Consider the following 21,124-nt stretch of genomic DNA (forward strand, 5'->3'; position numbering starts at 1 on the left):
ATTTTCTACACTATTGAGCCAAGTTTAAAAATAGGAAGATACAGGGCAATTATCAAAATACCTATCAGCAGTCCTAAAAGTGACATAATAATAGGTTCTAACAGATTGTTTAAAGTACTTATTGCGCTATCTACCTCTTCTTCATAATAAGTAGCTATTCTAGTCAGCATCAGCTCGAGAGTACCTGATTCTTCTCCAACAGCGATCATTTGAATTACCATTGCGGGAAATAAGGCTTTACTGGCTAAAGCAGTTTGCAACTGTTGACCGTTACCTATCTCTTTCTGAACGTCATTGACTGCCTGGGTATAGATGGAGTTACCTGTTACTTGCGCAACCAATTTTAAAGCTTCCAGTAAGGGAAGGCCAGCGGCAAAAGTAATGGAGAGGGTCCACGCAAAGCGAGCAATAATGATTTTTGTAAGAACAACTCCAAGAAAAGGTGTTTTTAGCAAGAGCTTGTCTAACCATTGTCGAAATTGTTGAGAGCGCTTGAATGCGTAGAATAGGCTATAAATAATACCTAGTACCGTTCCAGTGGATATAAGCCAGTAATTTTTAAAGAACTGAGAGAAATAAATGATACCTCGTGTTAATAAAGGAAGCTCGGCATCAAAGGTTTTGAATAATTGTTCGAATTGTGGAATAACAAATATTAACAGTGCAACTGTGACAAATAGAGCTATGCTTAAAACAGCACAAGGATAGGCGAGTATTTTTTTTATTCCCCTTTTAATGACACCCATTTTTTCTTTATAAACTGCCAGTTTAGTCAGCGTGAGCTCAAGCGAGCCAGATTTTTCTCCGGCATCGACAAGATTGCAAAACAAGGTATTGAAAAATGGTGGATGTTTACGAAAGGACTCTGTGAGTGTAAGTCCAGTTTCTATATCTTTTTTAATAACTTGTAGTAGATTTTTCATTGCTTGATTGCTACAGCTCTTAATAAGTGTTTCAAAGGATTGGATTAAGGGTATGCCTGCCTTGATTAGGGTTGCCATCTGTCGGCTAAACAAAGTGATATCATTTGTGGTAATTTTTTTATTAATACGGAGACAAGAGAAGAACGATTGTTTGCTTATTTTTTTAGTAATCACTCCTTGCTTGCGCAATTCGATTTTAACTGCTGAAAGATTAGGAGCTGCAAGGGAGCCTGTTAGTTTTTCTCCACGGCGGTTGAGTCCTTGCCATTGATAGTAGTTTGTTTTTTTAGTCATACATTACTCAAGGCTACTCGTTGAACCTCTTCTATCGTGGTAAGCCCTTGCTTTATTTTTTCAAGACCTGATTGATAGATAGTGATCATGCCTTCACGTTGCGCTTGTTGGAGAATACCTACTGAATTTCCTCCGGCCATAACAAGTTCTGTTATTGTTTGGGTCATGGGAAGTAATTCTAATAACGCTATTTGGCCGTAATAACCATTGATACATTGCTTACAGCTGCCTGATTTATACAATTGGAGTGTATAGAGTTCTTTCTTATGAAAACCTAGTTTTATTAAATCATCCGAAGGAATATCATTGCGTATCAGTTTGCAATAAAGACATAAGCGTCTTACTAAACGTTGCGCAACTACTAAACGAATAGTGCAAGCAATATTGAAAGGCAGGATACCCATATTGAGTAAGCGGTTCAGTGTTTCAGCAGCACTATTTGTATGTAAGGTAGATAAAACAAGATGGCCAGTTTGAGCTGCTTTAATAGCGATTTCGGCTGTCTCAAGATCACGAATTTCACCAACCATAATAACATCAGGGTCTTGTCGTAAAAAAGCACGTAAGATGGTAGGGAAGGTTAAACCAGCCTTGGTATTAATATTAACTTGGTTAATCCCTGGTATTTTAATTTCCACAGGATCTTCCACCGTTGAGATATTTCTTTCTTCACTGTTTAACAGGGCAAGTGCTGAATAAAGGGAAATTGTTTTACCGCTGCCTGTAGGTCCGGTTACCAGGATCAGACCTTGTGGTTGTGTTATAGCGTTTAAAAATTGTTTTTTTTGAACCGTGTTAAATCCTAGTGCATCAATGCCTAACTGCGGAAGTGCTTGCTCAAGTACTCTTATAACAATTTTTTCACCATAAATGGTAGGGCAAGTATTTACCCGACAATCAATCGTGCGAGTATGGGATATTTTCATTTTAAAATGCCCATCTTGTGGGACGCGACGCTCAGAAATATCAAGATTAGCCATTACCTTAATGCGGGATGTAATCTGATTGGTTAGGTTAAGGGGCGGTGATGTTGCTTCGAATAACAAACCGTCTCGACGATAACGAATGCGATATTGATGTTCATAAGGTTCAAAATGAATATCAGATGCTCTTTTACTAATTGCATCCTGTAAACAATGATTGACAAATTGAATGGCTGGGGCTAACTCTTCAGGTTCTGCATAATTTTCTAAATAGGTCAGGGCAACTGGTGGGGTGTGTTTTTCTTTTTCTGACAGTATCTTGTTAATCAATTTACCGAGTTTATCGCTTTCAACGACTACGATGGAGACAGGGAGCTCTGCATGAAATTGAATTTCTTTTAATAAAAATGGCTTACCAGGATCATCCGTGGCGAGCAATAAGCGATTGCAACGAATAAAAAGCGGCACGATATGGTGGCGGCGAATTAAATGTTCATTAATCAGGGTGTGAGAGATAGAATTGATGTCAATACTATCCAGATCGATGAAGGGAACGGAATAATGTTCTGCTATTGCTTGCGCAAGTTTTTGCGCACAAAATAATTGCTCGCTAATTAAATATTGCAATAAAGTTTGTTTGTTTTTAAAAGCAATTTGTTGATATTCAAGTGCTTTTTCAGTCGTGATAAGTTTATTTTGTACGAGTAATTGGATAATTCCTTGTAATTGTTCCTGTGGCTTTATTGTCTTTTCCATGATTAGCCTTTTAATTTCCCCCAGTTACTATAAAGAAAAAAAAGCCAAATTCAATAGATTGCAGGGTTCTTTGTTCTGCATAAAGGTAAGGTTACGAGATTGGGGACAGACTATTCAGGCAAAAAATTCGCGCTGAAAAGCCCAATGGCAAATTCACACACATTGGGCTCGATTACTGAGGTCATTATCCAAAAAGATATTGGATCCCTAATGAGATGATATAGCTTTTATTGGCAATACCAGCTGCATTATTGAAATAAGCGCGCTCGCCAGTCATGTTGTCTATTATCTCAGTATCAGCTAGTCCCTTTGAATAGTGATTATAGGAGGCTGCGGCGAAAAGCTTCGTACTTTGAGTAAAATGATACCCTGCATCAATCGTTGCTGAATATAACTTTGAATTTTGCCCATGCTCTTTGAAGGTTAGGCCACGAGAGTAGTGTTCATCTCGATCTTGCGCATTAGCCCAATCACTAAATTTAAGCAGAGCATTAAACTCAAAATTATTGATTACATATTTTCCTGATAACCCTACATAAGGAGTATTAAATTTTTGTTGATAACCTATTCCCCCGTCATCATTTACAAAACAACCTATCTCACTACCGTTTTCATACTGATAGCAGCCACCAACTGCACGCCAACTATAGCTATTTCTTTGATACCCTGCGACAAGACCTAACTTATAGTTTTGTTTTTGCATTATCCATGCTCGTAGATTCAAATCCAGTTCATTACCATAATTAAGGTGGGTGTTTTCATGATGAGACCAATCCGTCCAATTAGATTGAAAAGGATCCAGCCAATCATAATCATCCATTGTTGTTTTGCTTTTACCCAGAGTAACCCACCCTCTACCATTGAGACTAAGCCAGGATAGGAAATCATAATTGACTTCACCGTTAACGATAGGTGCGTTTTTTATCCGCCAGTCCAATTGACTCATTTTTCTACCACTCTCCGAATCATAAACGTATTCTTGTGATTTGCCGGATAAGCTTCCCAGTGAGGCACTAAGAGACAAACCATTAAAACTATAATCGGTTGAACCTGTAGAGGCATTGGCATTCAGAGAAAAAGTCAACGGTAGGGCGATAAGAGCCAACATAACTACTTTATTATTTTGCATATTTTTCCTAGTTAAGCGCCGATTATCCCTTCAGCAAATTGGTTAAAAATCGTCGAATTATTATGGCTCACACTGTGCTTGTCAAGAACAATAAAAGGAAATGTTGGTCATGAAGAGATTAAATCGAGCATTTGGTTTTGAAATTAAGTTAGGCAGGATTGAGATAGGGTTGTCTTTCTATTATTGAATAGAGTCAGCTTTGCATAAAAAAGTCTGCTTATACTTAATGGTTATTGTAAATAGATATCTTGCTGTAGACTATGACTGTATGATACAAAAAGGAAGTTTTGCTTATTAAATATGAGGCGAGTGCTTTGTCTTTCGAGGATCTGAAAACTAGGTTTTATGCCCTTGATGACTGGTTTAACTCGCCACAGGGCATTCATTTAGGACATGCTTTTATTGCGGAATTAGCCCATCTTAGCGATTTTTTGTATGGGACTACTTTATTACAGCTAGGAAATTGCGGTGATAATTTATGGCTGCAAGCATTGCATTATAGTCATAAATGGTTAGTTACCCCCTACTTAAATCCAGCTAAAAGTACTCTGGTTAGCTCCTTTACTCAATTACCTCTTGATAGAGAGAGTGTCGATTGTGTAATTGCTCCTTTAACCTTAGAAGCTTTTACGCATCAAAAAAACCCATTAGATGAGATTGATAGAGTTCTCAAACCTATGGGATATGCGGTTTTTTTTGGAATTAATCCCATGAGCTCTTGGGGCGTCAAGATGCATCTGGGAAGCTTGCCTTGCTTTGGTGCTTATGCTGGTAAATCAATGTCTGCTTTTTTTGTAAAGAGAGCGATGGTTCATCGTGGTTATGTACTGTGTAATTTATCGAGTTTTTATTACATTCCCCCAGTAAAAAAAGAAAAATGGTTACATAAATTAGAAATACTTAATGAATTAGGTAAAATGATTTGGCCTTGCCCCCCAGGATTTTATTGTTTGGTAGCCCAAAAGCAGCAAGAGGCTCATCCTGATGTGCTTTTGGAAACTGCTTCCGAAGACGAATTGTTACTAACGAATCGGGTGCCGCTGCAACCCATTTAAATTGCGGGCATCGATCAATAAAAGCACTTAATTGCTTGGATAAGCCCATCAACATTCGGTATAATAATATTGGTTTATTTTTAGGTTAGTTGCATGTCAAAAAAATCACTTTATCGTATAACTTTCGCAAATCAGGAAGCAATTTATGAGATTTACGCGCGTAAAGTTTGTGAAAGTGAAATGTTCGGTTTTCTCGAAGTTGAGGATTTTGTTTTTGGTGAGAATACATCCTTGGTTGTCGATCCCTCTGAAGAGCGTTTAAAGGTAGAATTTAATGATGTGAAGCGTACTTACATTCCAATGCACTCTGTTTTTCGTATTGATGAAGTGAGTAAACAGGGGGCTGCGAAAGTTAGAGATAAATCGAAAGATGAAGGTAAGGTAAGCATGTTTCCAGTTTCTGGTAAACGTAAAGATTAATAACCCGATCGTCAAAATTCTTAGGATATCAGATGTCTATTCCAAGTAAAATCAAAGAGGTTTATGAGAAATCAAGTTGCCTATTTACTACTAAAGAAGTTGAGGCAGCTCTAGATCGAATGGCGATTAATATTCATGAGCAGTTACAGGATAAAAATCCTGTTCTTTTGTGTGTGATGATTGGCGGATTAGTCCCTATGGGAAATTTGTTGCCACGCCTTGATTTCCCTTTAGAAGTCGATTACATCCACGCTACACGTTATCGGGGTGAAATTACAGGTGGGGAGTTGCATTGGAAGGTCAAGCCTAGTACTGACTTGACCGGAAGAACAGTTTTAGTTGTTGATGATATTCTTGATGGCGGTGTTACCTTGGCAGCAATTATTGAGGAAGTCAAGCTGATGGGGGCTGCAGAAGTCTATTGTGCGGTATTAGTCGACAAATACCACAAGCGTGTACCTAATGGTTTAAAGAAAGCTGATTTTGTGGGTTTACAAGTCGATGATCATTATATTTTTGGATACGGTATGGATTACAATGAGTATCTAAGAAATGCGCCGGGTATTTTTGTTGTTGCTCCTGAGCATGATAATTAACAAGCGTTCTAAAATTGTTAAACGAACATTATCCCGTAAAATGCATAGCATTTATACGGGATCCATTTAACGTTCTCTGAGTGCTGTTTGCTGAGCTTTTAAAATGGGTTTTAATAAATAATCCAAGACTGATTTTTTACCAGTCAGAATATCAACTGTTGCCATCATACCGGGTATGATATAAAGCGGTTTTTTCTCATTTCCCAAGTAATTTTTTTCTGTTCTGACGCGAATTAAATAGTAAGTTTCCTCTTTGCCATTAGTTGGTTTTTCATCAGTAATTGTATCAGCACTGATTTGTTCAACCTTGCCAGGTAAGCCACCATAAATTGAAAAATCATAGGCGGTTAATTTAACGACGGCGTTTTGTCCTGGACGGATAAAGCCTATGTCTGCTGGCTTTACTTTTGCTTCAATCAATAAAGTATCATCAAGAGGAACTATTTCAATGATATCCATTCCTGGTTGAATAACGCCACCGATGGTGTTTACTTTGAGCCTCTTTACAACACCTTTTACTGGCGAGCGAACAGTGGTACGAGTTAGTCTATCTTTATCTGCTCGATGGGCAGCATTAAGAGCCCCTAACTCACCTTTAGCTTTATTGAGTTGTTCAAGAGCTTGCGATTTGAATTGATGAATTTTACCTTTTATTTCACTGACAGAACGTTCCAATCTTAAAATTTCAACTTCTGAAATAGCACCTTTGGCAACCAATGGTTTAGAGAGAGATAATTCTTTATCTGCCGCAAGTAAAGCATCATTGAGTTGTTTTAGTTCTTCTTGCCTGGATTGGTATAAGGCTTTTTCAGCCTCAATAAGCTCGGCGTTATTTTCAGCAAATTCTGGTGGAATATTCATTGGTTTTTGATTCATTTCCGCCGTGATACGTAATATCTGAATTTCTAAAGCGGCGATTTTTTTTTGTGCCTCGTCATAGGTTGCCATAAATCGAGTATTGTCAATTTGCATCAATACCTGGTCTTTATCGACGATCTCTCCCTCATGGACGTAGAGTTTACTGACGATACCACCCTCCAGATTTTGGATGACTTGGACTTGGCTTGAAGGAATAACTTTTCCTTGCCCTACAGTCACTTCGTCAAGAATAGCGTAATTTGCCCAGAGAGTAGCGCATATAATAAATAAAACAGCGCTCCAAAGAATAATGTGAGTAAACAGACGTGATTTTTCTTCGCGCCTCATTTTGTTTTCCTCTCGACAGTCATGCCGGCTTTTAATGCTGAAAGTACAGATTCTTTGGGACCATCAGCGATTATCTTACCATCATCAAGAATGATAATTCTATTGACCAGTTCTAACATGGAAAATTTATGCGTTACTAAAATAAGGGTATGATTTTCTGTCATATGCTCAATTAGTTGGGTTTTAAAACGTCGCTCACTGTTGTCATCCATTGCGGAGGTTGGTTCATCAAGAAGCAATATATTGGGATTACGTAACAAGGCTCTGGCGATTGCGATAGATTGCCGTTGTCCTCCCGACAATTCACTTCCTTTTTCACCAACTTGTCTGTCAAAACCATCAGGATGGCTATTTATAAAGGAAGTAACGCCTGCAATATTAGAGGCTCTTATTAAGGAGGCGTCATCAATAAAAGGGGCTCCAACACAGATATTGTCTCGGACACTACCATAGAATAAAGTGATGTCCTGTGGCACATAGCCAATTTGCTGCCTTAAATCATCGGGATTAATTTGGCGATAATCCGTATCATCAAGAAGGATGGTACCCTCGTCAGGCAAATAAAGTTTAAGTATTAAACGCGCAAGCGTCGATTTTCCTGAGCCTACACGACCAATAATGGCAACTTTTTCTCCGGCTTTAATTTTAAAGCTGATCGCTTTTAAAATAGAATTTTTACCATCACCATAGCTAAAGGAGACTTGATGAAATTCAATTTGTCCACGCAACACTGGCCTGTGCAGAAAATGACTATCTTCATTAACATCAATTGGTAATTGCATGATGCGATTAAGCGATGTTAATGCGTTAACGGATTGATAATAACGGGTCAAGAGAGAAGCCACTTGCGCCATGGGAGCAAGTGCACGGCCAGTTAAAATAGTACAGGCGATAAGTGCCCCCATTGTTAAATCGCCTTCACTAATAAGATAGACACCAGCAAGAACCATGATAATCGTCGCAGCCTGTTGTGCGAGAATAGTGAGATTAATGCTGGTATTGGATACCAGACGTAATTTCATTCCTGTTTTTGCGGCAAGACCAATTAATTGCTCCCATCGTGATTGCAGGGCAGATTCCGCAGTGGTTGTTTTTACTGTTTCAATATTGGAAAGTGACTCAAAAAGAATGGCCTGTTTTTCTGCTGCGTATTGATAAGACTGTTTTGTCAATTTTATCAAAGGGAATTGCAGTAAAATACCGATAACAAAAATAATGGGGATAGTAAGTAAAGGAATCCAGAATAAACTGCCACCTATAAAATAAATCACTAAAATAAAAATAACGACAAAGGGTAAATCAACTAAAATTGTTATCGTGCTTGAAGTGATAAAATCACGGAAAATTTCAAAAGATTGAACGGTATTGGTTAAGGCTCCTACTGATTTTGGCCTTGTTTGCATACTGATTCCTAATATCTGCTCAAAAATGTTTGCAGATAATTCAATATCACTACGTTTACCCGCTAAATCAATAAAATGCGAACGTAATGTTTTAAGTAAAACGTCAAAGAGAAACACTAAGCCAACACCGCTGGCTAATACCCACATCGTTGCAATGGCATGGTTAGGTACTACACGGTCGTAGACATTCATTGTAAATAAAGGAATAACCAACGCAAAAAGGTTAATTAGCAGGGAGGCCACCAATACTTCGGAGTAGGTCCGCCAAGACTTTAGGAACACTTTCCAAAACCAGTTTTTTGGGGGTTTCCCTAAGGTTTCTTCGGCACGTGTAGTGTATTTATATTCTGGTTGCACCAAAATGGTTTGGCCAGTATAGCTAGCTGAAATAGCTGCCGGCTCCAGCTGTTCAGTAGGTGTTTGGGGATTAATAATCTTACGCTTTCCTTGGGCATCTTGTATTAATAAACAAGCTTCGCCTTTTTCCAATAGTAAAACAGCAGGAAGTTCATTGTTCTTGATTTTATCGATAGATTTATCGAATATTTCCGCACTCAATGAGGCACGCTCAGCTGCTCGGGCAAATAACTTAACAGTGAGTTTATTTTGTTCCAAAGGTAATCTTGCCGTCAAAGATTGTGCAGAATAGGGGTTTCGATAATAACGGGTTAGTAATACAAGACAACCTAACAAAGAGTCTTGTGGAGGAAGTGTATGTAAATCAATGGTTGACCAGGATTGTCTTTTGAAAGTAGCCATCTCATTACTGTGTTATTGTTTTAATTCAGTATAGAGCGAATTTATTAATTTTTGCTAATTTTTGTTGAGTGATCATGCAAACATCTTTACAAAAGCGAGTCATGATCAAAATATTGCAATAATAGTCGTTGTTAAGCTCATCAACATTTTTAGAATAATAAATTTATAGAAACTTAAATTTATTAGGTAGTTGTAAAACCAGTAGCCTCTCCATTTGATATAATTTAATTCTGAATGTATTAATATTTTACAAAACAAAGTTAAAAGTATACATTTAAAATAGGTCTACTCCAAGAAAATCAGCTATGGGTTTCTTCAGAAAGACTCTCCGCAAAGAGCATTTGTTGGATAGAGGGATCTATTCTGATAGTAAAGGGCATTTGGCGCAAAGAATAGATTACGCGTGGGATGTTTATAATAGCCCTAAACCAAAGTACACAACAGCTCATAAAGATGCGGCTCTTTCATTTCTGCGAGCAAGTTTTAATATCCCTGAAAGTTGTAAAAAAGATCAGGCAGTAGAAAAAATAGCCTCCTTAATGGCATTAAAGGCGGCTAATCCTGACAAAAAATTTGTACCAAAACTACCTGATCCAGAACGACGGGAAGTTGTGGTTGGAGGCACTCCATCTGTGGCTGTAAGGGTAGCTGAGATGAGAGCCCCTGTGGAAGAAGTGGTCAGGTCAGAGCCAATGGCTAAACTTAAGCATATAGCTTCACCTTCTACCGGCCATCTGTCAAAAAGTACAGCTCAAATGGTAGACAAATTTATTAAGAGCGTAAATGGTGATATAGATGAGTTAAACAGGCTTATTAAAGTTTATAACGATACGAGGGATAAAGAAGGAAAAATTAGAGCCCTGCAAGGGGTATATCATTATGCAAAGACTGTGGATAGTAAATACCAAGCTGCATATATGAGTTTTTCAGCGGGTTATCGTGCAACGATTCATCAGACGTTATATAGCAATGTAAAGAAAGAATTCGCAAAGCTCGGAATTGTATCCTTACATAAGGTTTTAGAGATAAATCCTGCCTCACCTCCCATCACCCCTGTTAATAAAGATAGCTTTGCAGAAATACTTGCCAATATGTCGCCTGAAAAGACCTCGCGCTTGCTAACCATTTTAGCCGAGGGGGCACAATTTGATTTGACAGATTTTAAAAGGTTATATAGCCGTGGCGAAGAAGGCTATGAGACATTTCAATCCTTTTTAAAGAAGCATTCTATTCAATTTTTAGGCGGAGGAAATTCAAAAAATTTCAGAATCACCTCCCTTGCTGATGGCTCAGAAATTGTTTTGAAAGTAGATAATCGCTTAAATATGCCCAAAAAAGTTGAAGCCCATCTGAGGGAGCATTCACTCAAAGCAACACTCACTCCAGTTGCAGCGGAGCGACAAGCTACTTATGTGGATGCGAGTAGTAGCGAAACACTGACTCGAACGTTGTTGCTAACTGAATTTTGTGCTGGCGGTGATCTGGAGAGTCATTCAAAACAACGTCCAAACAATGCTGCTCGCCTGCAATCTGCTCTTGATATCTATAGTCAAATGGGAGCGATTCTAAATGATATTAGTCGGGATGGCTGTGGTTTTCCTGACATGAAAAACACGAATTGGCTGTTAGATAGCAATGGAAGGGTACGTCTTGCAGACACCAAATCGTTTGCATTTACCGATGCCTCGGGAAAAATTGATTACAAAAGTCCGGCAAATGAATGGTGCAGTCTTTTATCAACAGGTTATATGAATCCACCTGAATTTAAGCGTTGGGATAGAGTGCCTTTCTCGGCAGATAAAATGCATTCTTTTATGTTAGGAAAAAATTTATATCAATATCTCACTCAATGTAATTTTGAATATCTTTATGGGAAAAATGATGCTGCAGAGTTTGATTTCTCAGCGCCAATCTTCCAAGGTGCACCAGGCCGTCAATTAAAAACGCTCATTTCTTCAATGATTAAAGTCGATCCGGCACAACGCATTCCAGTCAATGAAGCAGTATCTGAATTAACAAGAATCCAAATAATAATTGCTGTAAATGAATGTAATGAAATTTTAGAAAAAATTAACAGGAAGGGATTTGGCAAAGCGGATACAGCAATGAATGCGTTTGTTATGGCTAAGCAGGCTGAGATTCTAAATGCAAAAAACCTAGCTGAGGTTGGTAAAATAAAAGAAGAATTAAAAGCTTTCGAACAAGTTAAAGTTGATCCTGTGTTAATAGAGTTAAGAGAAGCGCTAATTACTTCTGGAGATAGAAACGCTGTCATTGCATTAAATCAAATTCCAGTAAAAGAAAGAGGAAATATAATGGCGGCGACCTCTCCTGAAGCTCTTGTAGCCAAGGAATTGATCGTTGTTTATCGTTATAAAAGTGAATGTAAGAGGATTTTAGCGACGATTGCGCATGAAGAGTTGAGTCCAAACGATGTAGCAATGCGGGATTTTATTGAGAAAAAGAAACTTGCCATTGCAGAAACAACAGATTCTAATGCGCTTTTAAAACTAAAAACCGAACTAACTAGCACCTTGGAGCACTTAAAAAGAGATTCTTCAGTCAAGGAGGTCAAATCAATTATTCAAGACTTTCGCAAGAATGCAGGTTTGTTGACTGTAGGTATGAACGCCAAGGCTGCTCGAATTGAAGATGCTCTCATGAGGGTGCCAATTGAAGAAAGAAGAAATTTACATCGGACATTCCGCAGCATGAAAAAGCTAAAATTAGAATTATCCCCAAGGAATTATCGCATTAGTTAAATTGAGAAAAAGATCAAGCCGATATAAGAAAAAGATCACAGCCCACAAGAGAAGAATCAGGTACCCTTGTCTCCCAAAGACCTATTGGAGAGAAGGATGCTGAATCGAGATACAGTAAGTTCAGAGCAATTGGGGCATTTAGGACTTGTTGCAGCAACGATTAGAGAATTAGGGATAATAGAGAGAATTGATGCACGCCTTGAGTTAAATGAAAAAAAAGGAGGCGTGGTAAGCTATGGTCGTCGAGTAGCGGCGATGGTTATCAATGGGTTGGGTTTTATGAATAGCCGGTTGTATATGACGCCGCATTTTTTCCAAGATAAGCCTGTGGCTCAACTGCTTGGTTCAGAACTAGACGCGGCACACCTGAATGATGACAGTCTTGGTCGCTGCCTGGATAAAATCGCAGAATACGGTGTGACCAGGCTTTATTCGGAATTGGCTTTTGAGATTGCCCGAGAAAAAAATTTACTAAGCCAGAGACTGCATTTAGACAGTACAAGCTTTGTTCTTTACGGCCGCTATGACACAGAAGAGGCCGCGCCCGGGATTGCGCAACCAGACTACGGATATTCCAAAGCGAATCGCTCTGATCTAAAGCAAGTGATGCTGTCACTAGTACAAGGAGGAGCTGCGAATATCCCCTTATGGATGGAGGCCTTAGATGGGAATAGTAGTGATAAAACAAGTTTCCAAGAGACGGTTAGGAGGGTGCAAGCGTTTACACAAAGTATTCATGGGATGCCTGATGGCCTTTGTTTTGTGGTTGATGCCGCCTTTTATGTTCCAGAGCAGTTGGCAAGCCTCAATAACGTGTTTTGGATAACCCGAGTACCTGCACAGCTTAATGAAGCCAAAGTATTGTTGAACAAGCCTTGTGATGCTCTGACCTGGGAGCCGTTTGATGCAAACTATCGTGGAAGTGTTCATGAAACGGTTCTTTATGGTATTCCACAACGCTGGGTTTTGATTGAGTCGCAACAGGCGAGGTTGCGAGAGCTAAAGACTTTTCAGAGGCATTTGGATAAAAAATCTCAAGAGCTCATTAAATCCTTATGGCATCTTGGTCACCAGGTCTTTCAATGTCCTGACGATGCAAAGCAGGCATTAAAACCGCTCATCAAATCACTCAAATACCACCAAATTCATTATGAGATTCTACCTGTTGAACGCCATACAGGGAAAGGTCGCCCAAAACCTGGAGCTCAAAAAATGGTGATTGGATATCAAATACAAGCCTGTCTTTCTACCTGTCTGGAGAGGGTGGGTGCTAAAAAAGAAACACTGGGACGCTTTATTTTGGCCAGTAATCAATGTGATAGCTCGCTATTGAATAATCATGCCATGCTTCAACAATATAAAGAGCAATCCTGTGTCGAATCAAGCTTTAAATTCATGAAAAACAATGCCTTCGAACTGGACTCTTTCTTCCTTAAAACACCTGAGCGAATTACAGCCTTGATGATGGTAATGACGCTTTGTCTCATGGTGTACAATTTTGCTCAAGCTCACATCAGGCAATGCTTAAAGGAGCATGATGAAGCACTTCCCAATCAGCTGGGTAAGCCAGTACAAAATCCCACAATGAAATGGATTGCTGAGCTGATGAACGTGATAGCTGTTGTAACCATCCTGACAAACGATCAAAAACATCGTGTGGTAACTAATCTAAAACCAGTACATCAACAAATCATTTCTTATTTTGGTCAGTATGCTCTTGAAATCTATGGACTTGCCGCAGAATCTGCGCGTGGCACAGGCTTCTCCTGCCTGGCTATTGAACAGAATAATTATAAAAATCGTTTATCTTGGTGCGAAACGTAGGTTACATATCAGTAAAAACCCGGCTGCTGTTGAAGTTCAAAAGGCGATAGCTTCACACCGCTATTGGGGTAAAAGAGGGGAAGTCTATTTGAATAAAGATGGGACAGTTGATGAAAAGAAAGCGGCTAATAGCTTTAAGGATTTTAAAGCCCGCCTAAATGCTGCGAAGGACTCTCCCGCGGAAGAGACTCCTGCTGCGCGTATAAAGACTTAACCGGTTGAAATATGAACTATGTACCTCTCAAGCAATTTTGCAAAATGGCTATAATCAGGCAATTTTATTTCTATGTGGAAATTGACTTAATGCGGAATTTATTTGTTTGTATAATTCAGGCAACCAGCGTGGTTGAGCAAAATTGGAAGTAGCTGGTTTAGCAATCCGCAGGTCGTTAGGAGCAATAATAAGTTTTACATGGCTTAAGCCTACGCGGCGAACGAGAAGAAAAAGCTGATCAATAGCCCGATCTCCTACTGCTAAACAACCAACAGATAATGATTTACCATGAAGAAAAATATTATTACCAAGTCTGCGACGCCCATCTTTACTGGCTTGCAGCCGATCAAAATAATTTGGATAATCAATCATCATTGATAAGTGCATGCTACTGAAGGGATTAAATGTTATTAATCGATATATTCCTTCGGGTATTTGTCCATCTCGTTCCTTGAGTTTGGGGCCTAAACGACCGCTGAAGGCTGTTAAGGGGTAAGTATGGATATAGCGCCAAGTAGTATTGCTATCTTTTGCCCATAATTCCATTCTTCTTTCTTTTTTGAAGGCTAACAATGCTATATCTTTGGGAGGGTATTCGACGTTCGATTTTGCAAATAGTCTAAGTAGTTCTGGCTCAGTTCGCAGACCATATTTTCTCACTGCGTTATCAACCGCATTGTCCCAATTTAATTTGGGAGCCATGCTGTAAGACGATGTAAATACTAATATCGATAAGACTAAAAACAAACTGCGCATAATAGTAATAGTATAAAAATTTCCGATATGTTAACAAAAAATAAACAATGGAACAAATTATCTACAAGGTGATTTTATTTGCTCATTTATTAAAATTATTCTATCTAACCTCTTGTATAAAAAGACAAATTATAAGGAATCTGATTCCTGTTTAAATTTGTTTTGTAATTGTATCGGTAACTGCTTAACAACAAACCCTGGAGCAGAATCCAGCCGTCCTACAGAAGGGAGCAAGCCGTAGTGGTTAGGGCACATAAACCTTACAATACTATCAGGTCCAATTTTATAAAAGACATATTTATAGTCGCAATAAGGTTGTTTGTTAAAGCTAGCCACTTGCAAAATGGGGGTTCCTGGAAGTCTATTTTCAACAAACACGGCATTTACCCATAAATTTCCTAATAAAAGAAACAATCCGGTTATGAGACATGCAGATAACAAACCTGTGCTATAGTGAATCAATTTGGTTTGAGTATTATTGCTTAGGCTGAATAACAAATAAATGGTTGCTGCGAGCAAGATGATTAAATTGAGTGAGTAAATTATAGCGTGGGTGTAATTAAAATAGCTCCCAAGAATTTCACCACCGGAAGCACGGTAATGCAAAGCTAACGCAATAAGGCTTAACCACAAAGAGGCGACAATATAGTTTTTACGTTGTAATCTGATGCCTACAAGAAAAAAAAGGCACCCCAAAAAGGGGAGTAAAAAATGGATCGCATCCATCAAGTTCATCATCAAGCTAGTCCCTTTCTAAAATTAGAGTTAGCTAATTGGCTTAACTCAGTAGAGATATCTCATTAGATTGAGATAGTAGAGTATCAGATTTTTATAGAAATGCACCAGCTATGATTTACTCAGGTTTTGTATTGCACAGTCAATGCAAAGCCTCTTTCCTAATTTCCAAGCCTGTTGACTCTCTAATTAACAATAAAGTGGGCTCTACAACAATTGGTAATTGTTTTTTTGCATGATATGCAGGTAAAGGAAGTTGCCGTTGCAAAAATTGAGGGAGGGCATTACTGACATATATAAGTGAATTTGGCTTATTTTTATTACTTAAATTCATGTGCTTTAATTCATGGGGTTTTAAAGGAGTGCGAGGATGAACGCTTCCCAGCCAGAGCGGTTGATGAAAATGGTGTAAATGATAGTTAGAGCGCCAAATTCTCAAAATTTGCATGGGGTTCCCATCATTAGGCTGATAGGTCATCACGAGAACTGGTTTACGATTTAAGTATAGTTGCGCCATTAGAGGAAGTTGCGCAGAAGCCCCTTGCCCGCTAACTCGAGTTAAGATTGAATTAAAAAGAGAGTCATGCTGCTTTTTCCAACCAAAAGCTGTGAGGGCATTAGTAAAATGAATTAACGAACCAGCATACTGAATATTGAATAAACTGATACGTTGGCCAATACGATTGGTACGATACATTGGTAAAAGAGGCTTCCTTTGATTCCACCACAATTCATCAGTAAATACATATTGGGCGAAATAGGGCTGATGCCTTCTTATCGATTTATTATAGGTTAACAAACCAGAGGTCATGCTCGCTAAAAATAATGAAACCAAAATAATGGTAGGTACTAGGAATGAACGAACAGCCTGTTGATTCTGACGCCGATAAAATAACCAATGGCTAAGACTAAGGCTAAAACCACAGAGATAGGCACCCAGGTTATCAGTGAACCAGTTATCCCCCAAATAAATCGATGCTAATCCTGCAAGCAATAAGCTTAAGGATAGGATTATTTTGAAAAGGCCATTTAGTCGTCCTGGATAATAGGTTTTTATATAAAAGATGAGGGATGAAAACAAGGCCGTAGCATAGGTAAGCTCAATAGTTGGAAAGGAGTTTCCAGCTTGAATTTCCAGAAGATCTTGCGGCCGAGGACTGTTGATAAGCAAGTGCACAGTGAGAAGTATAAGGGTACAAAACAAATTGAGGCTTAGCCAATAAGTTAATGAGCGCCAGTCTTGTGCATAAATTGTTAAGGCGATAATAGTTAATATCAAAGTAATTAATGTTAAAGGACTTACTATTTGACTAACTACAATGAAAAAAACATCGAAGGCATGCGTACGCAGGCTTTGCATAAAAAGATGTGTGGGACTATTAAGAACGCTAATCCAGTCACCATGCATTACAAGGGCAGCAAGAATAAGAAATAAAAGAGTACTTATCCCAAGCAACACAACTAGGGCGGCAGTTGGATAATAATTGGTTTCGTAGGCGGGAGTAACCAGTTTGAAAAATTTAGCCCAGTGAGGATGAGTTGAAGACCAGGACCAAAAATCATGTAAACTCGATCTTAGTAAGCGATTAATACGGATAAAGAGCCACTTAAGCCCCACACTCAATAACCAAATACTTGCCAGTAAAACTAAAATAAGAACGAAGAGACGGGTAGCACTTTCAGGGGAGAGTTCACTACTGGCTGCACCAATTAATACACCAGGGGTAACATAAATAATTGCCCAGGCAATAGCAGAAAGGGCATTGGCAATAAAAAAGCGCCAGTGACTCATGTGCATCATTCCCGCAATTACCGGAATAATCGAGCGTAAGGGGCCTATAAATCGCCCTACCAACACGCTTTTACCGCCGTGTCGGGCAAAGTAATCTTTGCCATAAAATAACCAATTGGGGTAGCGGCTAAAAGGCCAGATGTTAATAAGTCGCTCGCTAAAGGCGTAGCCTAGCAAATAACTGCTGCTATCTCCTGCAATTGCTCCCAAAGTTGCAGCAAGAAGTGTTAAATCAATACGCATAACGCCTGATCCGGCAAGAATACCAATAGCAGTCATGGTGACTGAGCCAGGGATAATCGAGCCGATAATTGCTAGTGATTCAGTAAGCGCAATGAGGAACGTTATAATTAAGGCCCAATGAGGGTGGGTATAAAGCCAAGCAGTTAATGGTTCAATGTAATCAGTGAATAAATGCATAGATTATCTATCAGTGTTCAAATTGAGTTAAAAATGCTTCAGTAAACAGTTTACTGGCGCCAGCAACACTTACGTCAGGTACATAATCACTTATTTGAGCCATTTTCAGTTTAGCAAAACCACAAGGGTTTATACTTTGAAAAGGTGCGAGATCCATAGCAACATTAAGCGAAATTCCATGATAAGTGCAACCATTTTTCACGCGTAAGCCAATAGAGGCTATTTTTTTATCTTCAACATAAACACCAGGTGCACCACACCGTATCGAGCCAGGGATCTGGTAATTTGCCAGAAGATTTATCAAAATTTGCTCTAGTTGGCTTACCAAATTTCTAATACCAAGATGGCGTCTTCGGATATCCATTAATACATACGCAACCAATTGGCCTGGGCCATGATAGGTAACTTGTCCACCGCGATCACTCTGGACGATTGGGATATCATTAGGGTTTAAAATATGCTCCGCCTTACCAGCTTGTCCCTGAGTATACACTGGCCAATGTTCTAATAGCCATAATTCATCAATTGTACTTTCATTCCGCACAGAGGTGAATGATTTCATTTTATCCCAAACTGTTAAATAGGGTTGTAGGCCTAGATTACGGATATTAATCATCATAACACCATTTTGATGTCAGGATGTTTGGTTAAGTCGCGGTATAGTGCATCAAGCGTCACTTGATCTTGGGCATGTACCACCGCAGTAATAGCTAAATAATTCCCGTGCTGGCTTTCTTGATGCCTGATTGCTTTATCCGGTGTTTCTGGAAAATGTTTGTGAATAATCTCTATAATATCCGTGGCGAAGTTAGCGGTTTTTTTCCCAACTATTTTCAGAGGAAAATCACAAGGAAATTCGATCATAGATTTTTTATCATTCATGAGTGTTTTTTATCAATTGTTGATAGTGTTCATTGAGTTGTTGCCAATACATACCACCACAGCCTTTGCCTATGATGCAATCATTAATACGTGTTACGGGATAAATTTCTTTAGTTGTACTCGTTATCCAAACTTCCTGCGCATTAAAAATAGATTCAATTGGAATTTTTTCTTCCCGCAGGGGTAAAGAAAGCGATTTTATGAGATCAATCGTAATGTGGCGTGTAATGCCTGGTAGACAAAGATTATCCAAGACAGGAGTACGAATAGTCCCCTGTGCATCTACTAAAAAAAAATTGCTCGCACTTCCTTCAGTTAAAAAACCTTCACGGGATAAAATCGCGGTATTTGCTCCTACGGATACAGCATCGTCATTGGTGAGGATATTTGCTAATAAAGACGTGGTTTTAATATTACAACGCGACCAGCGAATATCTTCCACCAGCATGGCATGCAAACCGCGTTTTTTAGCTTCAAAACTGGGGTAGGGGGTATGCAGGGTAAATGCAATAATCGTGGGATTTAATCCCTCGGGGATGTCGTGTTTGCGTAATCCCTGATTACCACGGGTGACTTGTAAGTAAATCTGCAAATCACCCCTCCCATTTTGCTTAATAAGTTCATGAAAAATCGAACGCCAATTAATGTCAGGCATCTTAATTCTTGCTTGAGTGAGGCTGGATTCCAATCGTTGTAAATGACTATTCACAAAGAAAGTACGTCCATTGTATACCGGAATTACCTCATAAACAGCGTCGCCGAATAAAAAGCCACGGTCAAATACCGATATTTTCGCGTCCTCTGTTTTACAGTAATCACCGTTAAGATACACAATGCCTGTCATAACTATGCCTTGCCTTTACTAACCGAACCAACGCTTGAATGTTAATCGGACAGAGTCCTTCATTCGAGTAAAAATACCTCCTTTTTCAACGTCTTCCAGTGCATAAAGGGGTTGGGTTGATATTATATTGTCATCAAATTGAATAACCAGTTCGCCAACAGCATCCCCTTTAGCAATAGGTGCCTGAAGATTTTGAGGGACTTTTGTATTAATACTTAATCGTTGATATTGACCGTTAGGAATAGTGACAAATTGATCTTCACGCAGCCCAATGGTTAATTTATTTGTTGAACCTTTATAAATAGGGGTTTCAGTAATGGTTTGACCGGCTTTATAAAGTGCATGGGTTTCAAAAAAGCGAAAGCCATAGTTAAGTAACCGTTCGCTGTCGTCAGCACGTGCTGATTCGCTAGGAGAGCCCATAACAACAGCTAATAAACGCATATTTTCTCGTTTAGCGGATGATACCAGGCAAAAACCAGCCTCGTTGGTATGTCCTGTTTTTACTCCATCGACTTGATTATCTCTCCATAACAGACGATTGCGATTAGGCTGACGTATTCCATTATAAGTAAACCATTTTTGTTTGTACCAATGGTAATATTGGGGGAAGTCATTAATTAAGGCACGACCCAGGATAGCCAAATCTTTAGCGGTGGTATATAGATTGGGATCCGGTAAACCAGTACTGTCGGTGAAATGGCTATCCTTCATACCCAGATTTTGTGCTTGTTGATTCATAATTTCAGCAAAGCCCGGCTCGCTACCACCTAAATGTTCAGCCATTGCAACGCAGGCATCGTTACCTGAGTCTACAATAATACCTTTTAACAGGTCCTCAATAACCACATCTTGTCCTTCTTTGACAAACATGCGTGAACCACCGGTTTTCCAAGCATCACGACTGATATGAACGTTATCATTTAAATGAATCTGCTGATTATGTAATGCATGGGAGATGACATAAAGTGTCATCATTTTGGTTAAGCTGGCTGGAGGTAATTTTTCCTCGCTATTTTTTTCAGCGATAATTTTACCGCTGTTTACATCAATAAGAATGTAAGCCTTGGCATTCAGTGTGGGTGCTGAAGGGGTAATCAGTGGCTTGTTGGCAACGGGCGATGAAGTCGGTACCGCTCCAGACAAGCCGGATTTAGGTAAAACATCAACTGCAGCATAAAAACTATTAGATGTTGCAAGTAGCGTAGTTGCTATTAATATGCGAATGAAAGGAAATGGTAACTTCATGGTTTCTATACTCATTATTACAAAACGCCGCCATCTTACCACAGCCTCAATCATGCAACCAAATGACATTAAGGTATTTTAATACGATTTCGCTTTGTATATATTAGGCAAACATTATTTGTTCGAGTTAAAGAATGCGATTTGTTTGTCTTTTGGCCATATGTTTGTTAGCGAGTTGCGGTA

18 protein-coding genes are annotated in these 21,124 nt (G+C 39.0%); 6 read left to right on the forward strand and 12 right to left on the reverse strand.

What is annotated here, in order from left to right; genetic code table 11:
• Positions 1-5: 5 nt before the first annotated feature.
• The 3 genes from DYC89_RS07605 to DYC89_RS07615 all read right to left on the reverse strand — a co-directional run bounded on the left by DYC89_RS07605 (position 6) and on the right by DYC89_RS07615 (position 4,025).
• Positions 6-1,217, reverse strand: coding sequence for a type II secretion system F family protein (locus DYC89_RS07605; RefSeq protein ID WP_115221239.1), 1,212 nt, complete (start codon positions 1,215-1,217; stop codon positions 6-8).
• A complete protein-coding gene (pilB, locus tag DYC89_RS07610) occupies positions 1,214-2,896 on the reverse strand; it encodes a type IV-A pilus assembly ATPase PilB (RefSeq protein ID WP_115221240.1) in 1,683 nt (560 codons plus the stop codon). Before pilB ends, DYC89_RS07605 begins: the two co-directional genes overlap by 4 nt.
• A gap of 184 nt (positions 2,897-3,080) precedes the next feature.
• Entirely contained in the window at positions 3,081-4,025 is a 945-nt protein-coding gene (locus DYC89_RS07615; RefSeq protein WP_115221241.1) for an omptin family outer membrane protease, read from the reverse strand.
• A 287-nt stretch (positions 4,026-4,312) separates the two neighbouring features.
• Between DYC89_RS07615 and DYC89_RS07620 the strand changes: the two genes are divergently transcribed.
• From DYC89_RS07620 to DYC89_RS07630, 3 genes are all read left to right on the forward strand, one after another.
• Entirely contained in the window at positions 4,313-5,080 is a 768-nt protein-coding gene (locus DYC89_RS07620) for a class I SAM-dependent methyltransferase (RefSeq protein ID WP_115221242.1), read from the forward strand.
• Between the two features lie 93 nt (positions 5,081-5,173).
• Entirely contained in the window at positions 5,174-5,500 is a 327-nt protein-coding gene (locus tag DYC89_RS07625; RefSeq protein WP_115221243.1) for a DUF1820 family protein, read from the forward strand.
• 32 nt (positions 5,501-5,532) lie between these two features.
• Positions 5,533-6,096: a hypoxanthine-guanine phosphoribosyltransferase gene (locus tag DYC89_RS07630; protein ID WP_115221244.1), complete on the forward strand. Its 564-nt coding sequence runs from the start codon at positions 5,533-5,535 to the stop codon at positions 6,094-6,096.
• Between the two features lie 66 nt (positions 6,097-6,162).
• On the opposite strand, the gene DYC89_RS07635 is transcribed toward DYC89_RS07630, so the two are convergent.
• Positions 6,163-7,302, reverse strand: coding sequence for an HlyD family type I secretion periplasmic adaptor subunit (locus DYC89_RS07635; RefSeq protein WP_115221245.1), 1,140 nt, complete (start codon positions 7,300-7,302; stop codon positions 6,163-6,165).
• Positions 7,299-9,464: a type I secretion system permease/ATPase gene (locus DYC89_RS07640; RefSeq protein ID WP_115221246.1), complete on the reverse strand. Its 2,166-nt coding sequence runs from the start codon at positions 9,462-9,464 to the stop codon at positions 7,299-7,301. The genes DYC89_RS07635 and DYC89_RS07640 overlap by 4 nt, the downstream gene beginning before the upstream one ends.
• Before the next feature lie 344 nt (positions 9,465-9,808).
• Between DYC89_RS07640 and DYC89_RS07645 the strand changes: the two genes are divergently transcribed.
• From DYC89_RS07645 to DYC89_RS16835, 3 genes are all read left to right on the forward strand, one after another.
• Complete coding sequence (locus DYC89_RS07645; protein WP_147285491.1) at positions 9,809-12,226, forward strand: hypothetical protein; 2,418 nt, start codon at positions 9,809-9,811, stop codon at positions 12,224-12,226.
• 96 nt (positions 12,227-12,322) lie between these two features.
• On the forward strand, positions 12,323-14,050 hold the full coding sequence (locus DYC89_RS07650; protein WP_115220201.1) for an IS1634 family transposase: 1,728 nt from the start codon (positions 12,323-12,325) through the stop codon (positions 14,048-14,050).
• An 88-nt stretch (positions 14,051-14,138) separates the two neighbouring features.
• Positions 14,139-14,264, forward strand: coding sequence for a hypothetical protein (locus DYC89_RS16835; RefSeq protein WP_281271379.1), 126 nt, complete (start codon positions 14,139-14,141; stop codon positions 14,262-14,264).
• A gap of 54 nt (positions 14,265-14,318) precedes the next feature.
• Here the strand turns inward: DYC89_RS16835 and DYC89_RS07660 are convergent, their stop codons facing one another.
• The 7 genes from DYC89_RS07660 to DYC89_RS07690 form a co-directional block, all read right to left on the reverse strand.
• On the reverse strand, positions 14,319-15,020 hold the full coding sequence (locus tag DYC89_RS07660; RefSeq protein ID WP_115221249.1) for a L,D-transpeptidase family protein: 702 nt from the start codon (positions 15,018-15,020) through the stop codon (positions 14,319-14,321).
• A 129-nt stretch (positions 15,021-15,149) separates the two neighbouring features.
• On the reverse strand, positions 15,150-15,758 hold the full coding sequence (locus DYC89_RS07665) for a type I secretion system protein LssZ (protein ID WP_115221250.1): 609 nt from the start codon (positions 15,756-15,758) through the stop codon (positions 15,150-15,152).
• Positions 15,759-15,897: 139 nt separating this feature from the next.
• Complete coding sequence (locus tag DYC89_RS07670) at positions 15,898-17,967, reverse strand: VTT domain-containing protein (RefSeq protein WP_115221251.1); 2,070 nt, start codon at positions 17,965-17,967, stop codon at positions 15,898-15,900.
• Between the two features lie 10 nt (positions 17,968-17,977).
• Positions 17,978-18,580 (reverse strand): lipoyl(octanoyl) transferase LipB, encoded by a 603-nt coding sequence (gene lipB, locus DYC89_RS07675; RefSeq protein WP_181879452.1) that lies wholly within the window; start codon positions 18,578-18,580, stop codon positions 17,978-17,980.
• Positions 18,581-18,582: 2 nt separating this feature from the next.
• Positions 18,583-18,849, reverse strand: coding sequence for an HP0495 family protein (locus DYC89_RS07680; RefSeq protein WP_115221253.1), 267 nt, complete (start codon positions 18,847-18,849; stop codon positions 18,583-18,585).
• On the reverse strand, positions 18,842-19,693 hold the full coding sequence (locus DYC89_RS07685) for a D-amino acid aminotransferase (RefSeq protein WP_115221254.1): 852 nt from the start codon (positions 19,691-19,693) through the stop codon (positions 18,842-18,844). Before DYC89_RS07685 ends, DYC89_RS07680 begins: the two co-directional genes overlap by 8 nt.
• 18 nt (positions 19,694-19,711) lie before the next feature.
• Positions 19,712-20,941 (reverse strand): D-alanyl-D-alanine carboxypeptidase family protein, encoded by a 1,230-nt coding sequence (locus DYC89_RS07690; protein ID WP_115221255.1) that lies wholly within the window; start codon positions 20,939-20,941, stop codon positions 19,712-19,714.
• Positions 20,942-21,124: the final 183 nt, after the last annotated feature.

This window comes from Legionella donaldsonii (assembly GCF_900452385.1).
Lineage (GTDB): Bacteria > Pseudomonadota > Gammaproteobacteria > Legionellales > Legionellaceae > Tatlockia > Tatlockia donaldsonii.

Coding starts and splice junctions, on each gene's coding strand:
- DYC89_RS07625 (WP_115221243.1), top strand. CDS start 5,174: ATGTCAAAAAAATCACTTTATCGTATAACTTTCGCAAATCAGGAAGCA.
- DYC89_RS07670 (WP_115221251.1), bottom strand. CDS start 17,967: ATGCATTTATTCACTGATTACATTGAACCATTAACTGCTTGGCTTTAT.
- pilB (WP_115221240.1), bottom strand. CDS start 2,896: ATGGAAAAGACAATAAAGCCACAGGAACAATTACAAGGAATTATCCAA.
- DYC89_RS07605 (WP_115221239.1), bottom strand. CDS start 1,217: ATGACTAAAAAAACAAACTACTATCAATGGCAAGGACTCAACCGCCGT.
- DYC89_RS07635 (WP_115221245.1), bottom strand. CDS start 7,302: ATGAGGCGCGAAGAAAAATCACGTCTGTTTACTCACATTATTCTTTGG.
- DYC89_RS07630 (WP_115221244.1), top strand. CDS start 5,533: ATGTCTATTCCAAGTAAAATCAAAGAGGTTTATGAGAAATCAAGTTGC.
- DYC89_RS07615 (WP_115221241.1), bottom strand. CDS start 4,025: ATGCAAAATAATAAAGTAGTTATGTTGGCTCTTATCGCCCTACCGTTG.
- DYC89_RS07650 (WP_115220201.1), top strand. CDS start 12,323: ATGCTGAATCGAGATACAGTAAGTTCAGAGCAATTGGGGCATTTAGGA.
- DYC89_RS07640 (WP_115221246.1), bottom strand. CDS start 9,464: ATGGCTACTTTCAAAAGACAATCCTGGTCAACCATTGATTTACATACA.
- DYC89_RS07680 (WP_115221253.1), bottom strand. CDS start 18,849: ATGAATGATAAAAAATCTATGATCGAATTTCCTTGTGATTTTCCTCTG.
- DYC89_RS07665 (WP_115221250.1), bottom strand. CDS start 15,758: ATGATGAACTTGATGGATGCGATCCATTTTTTACTCCCCTTTTTGGGG.
- DYC89_RS07660 (WP_115221249.1), bottom strand. CDS start 15,020: ATGCGCAGTTTGTTTTTAGTCTTATCGATATTAGTATTTACATCGTCT.
- DYC89_RS07685 (WP_115221254.1), bottom strand. CDS start 19,693: ATGACAGGCATTGTGTATCTTAACGGTGATTACTGTAAAACAGAGGAC.
- DYC89_RS07690 (WP_115221255.1), bottom strand. CDS start 20,941: ATGAAGTTACCATTTCCTTTCATTCGCATATTAATAGCAACTACGCTA.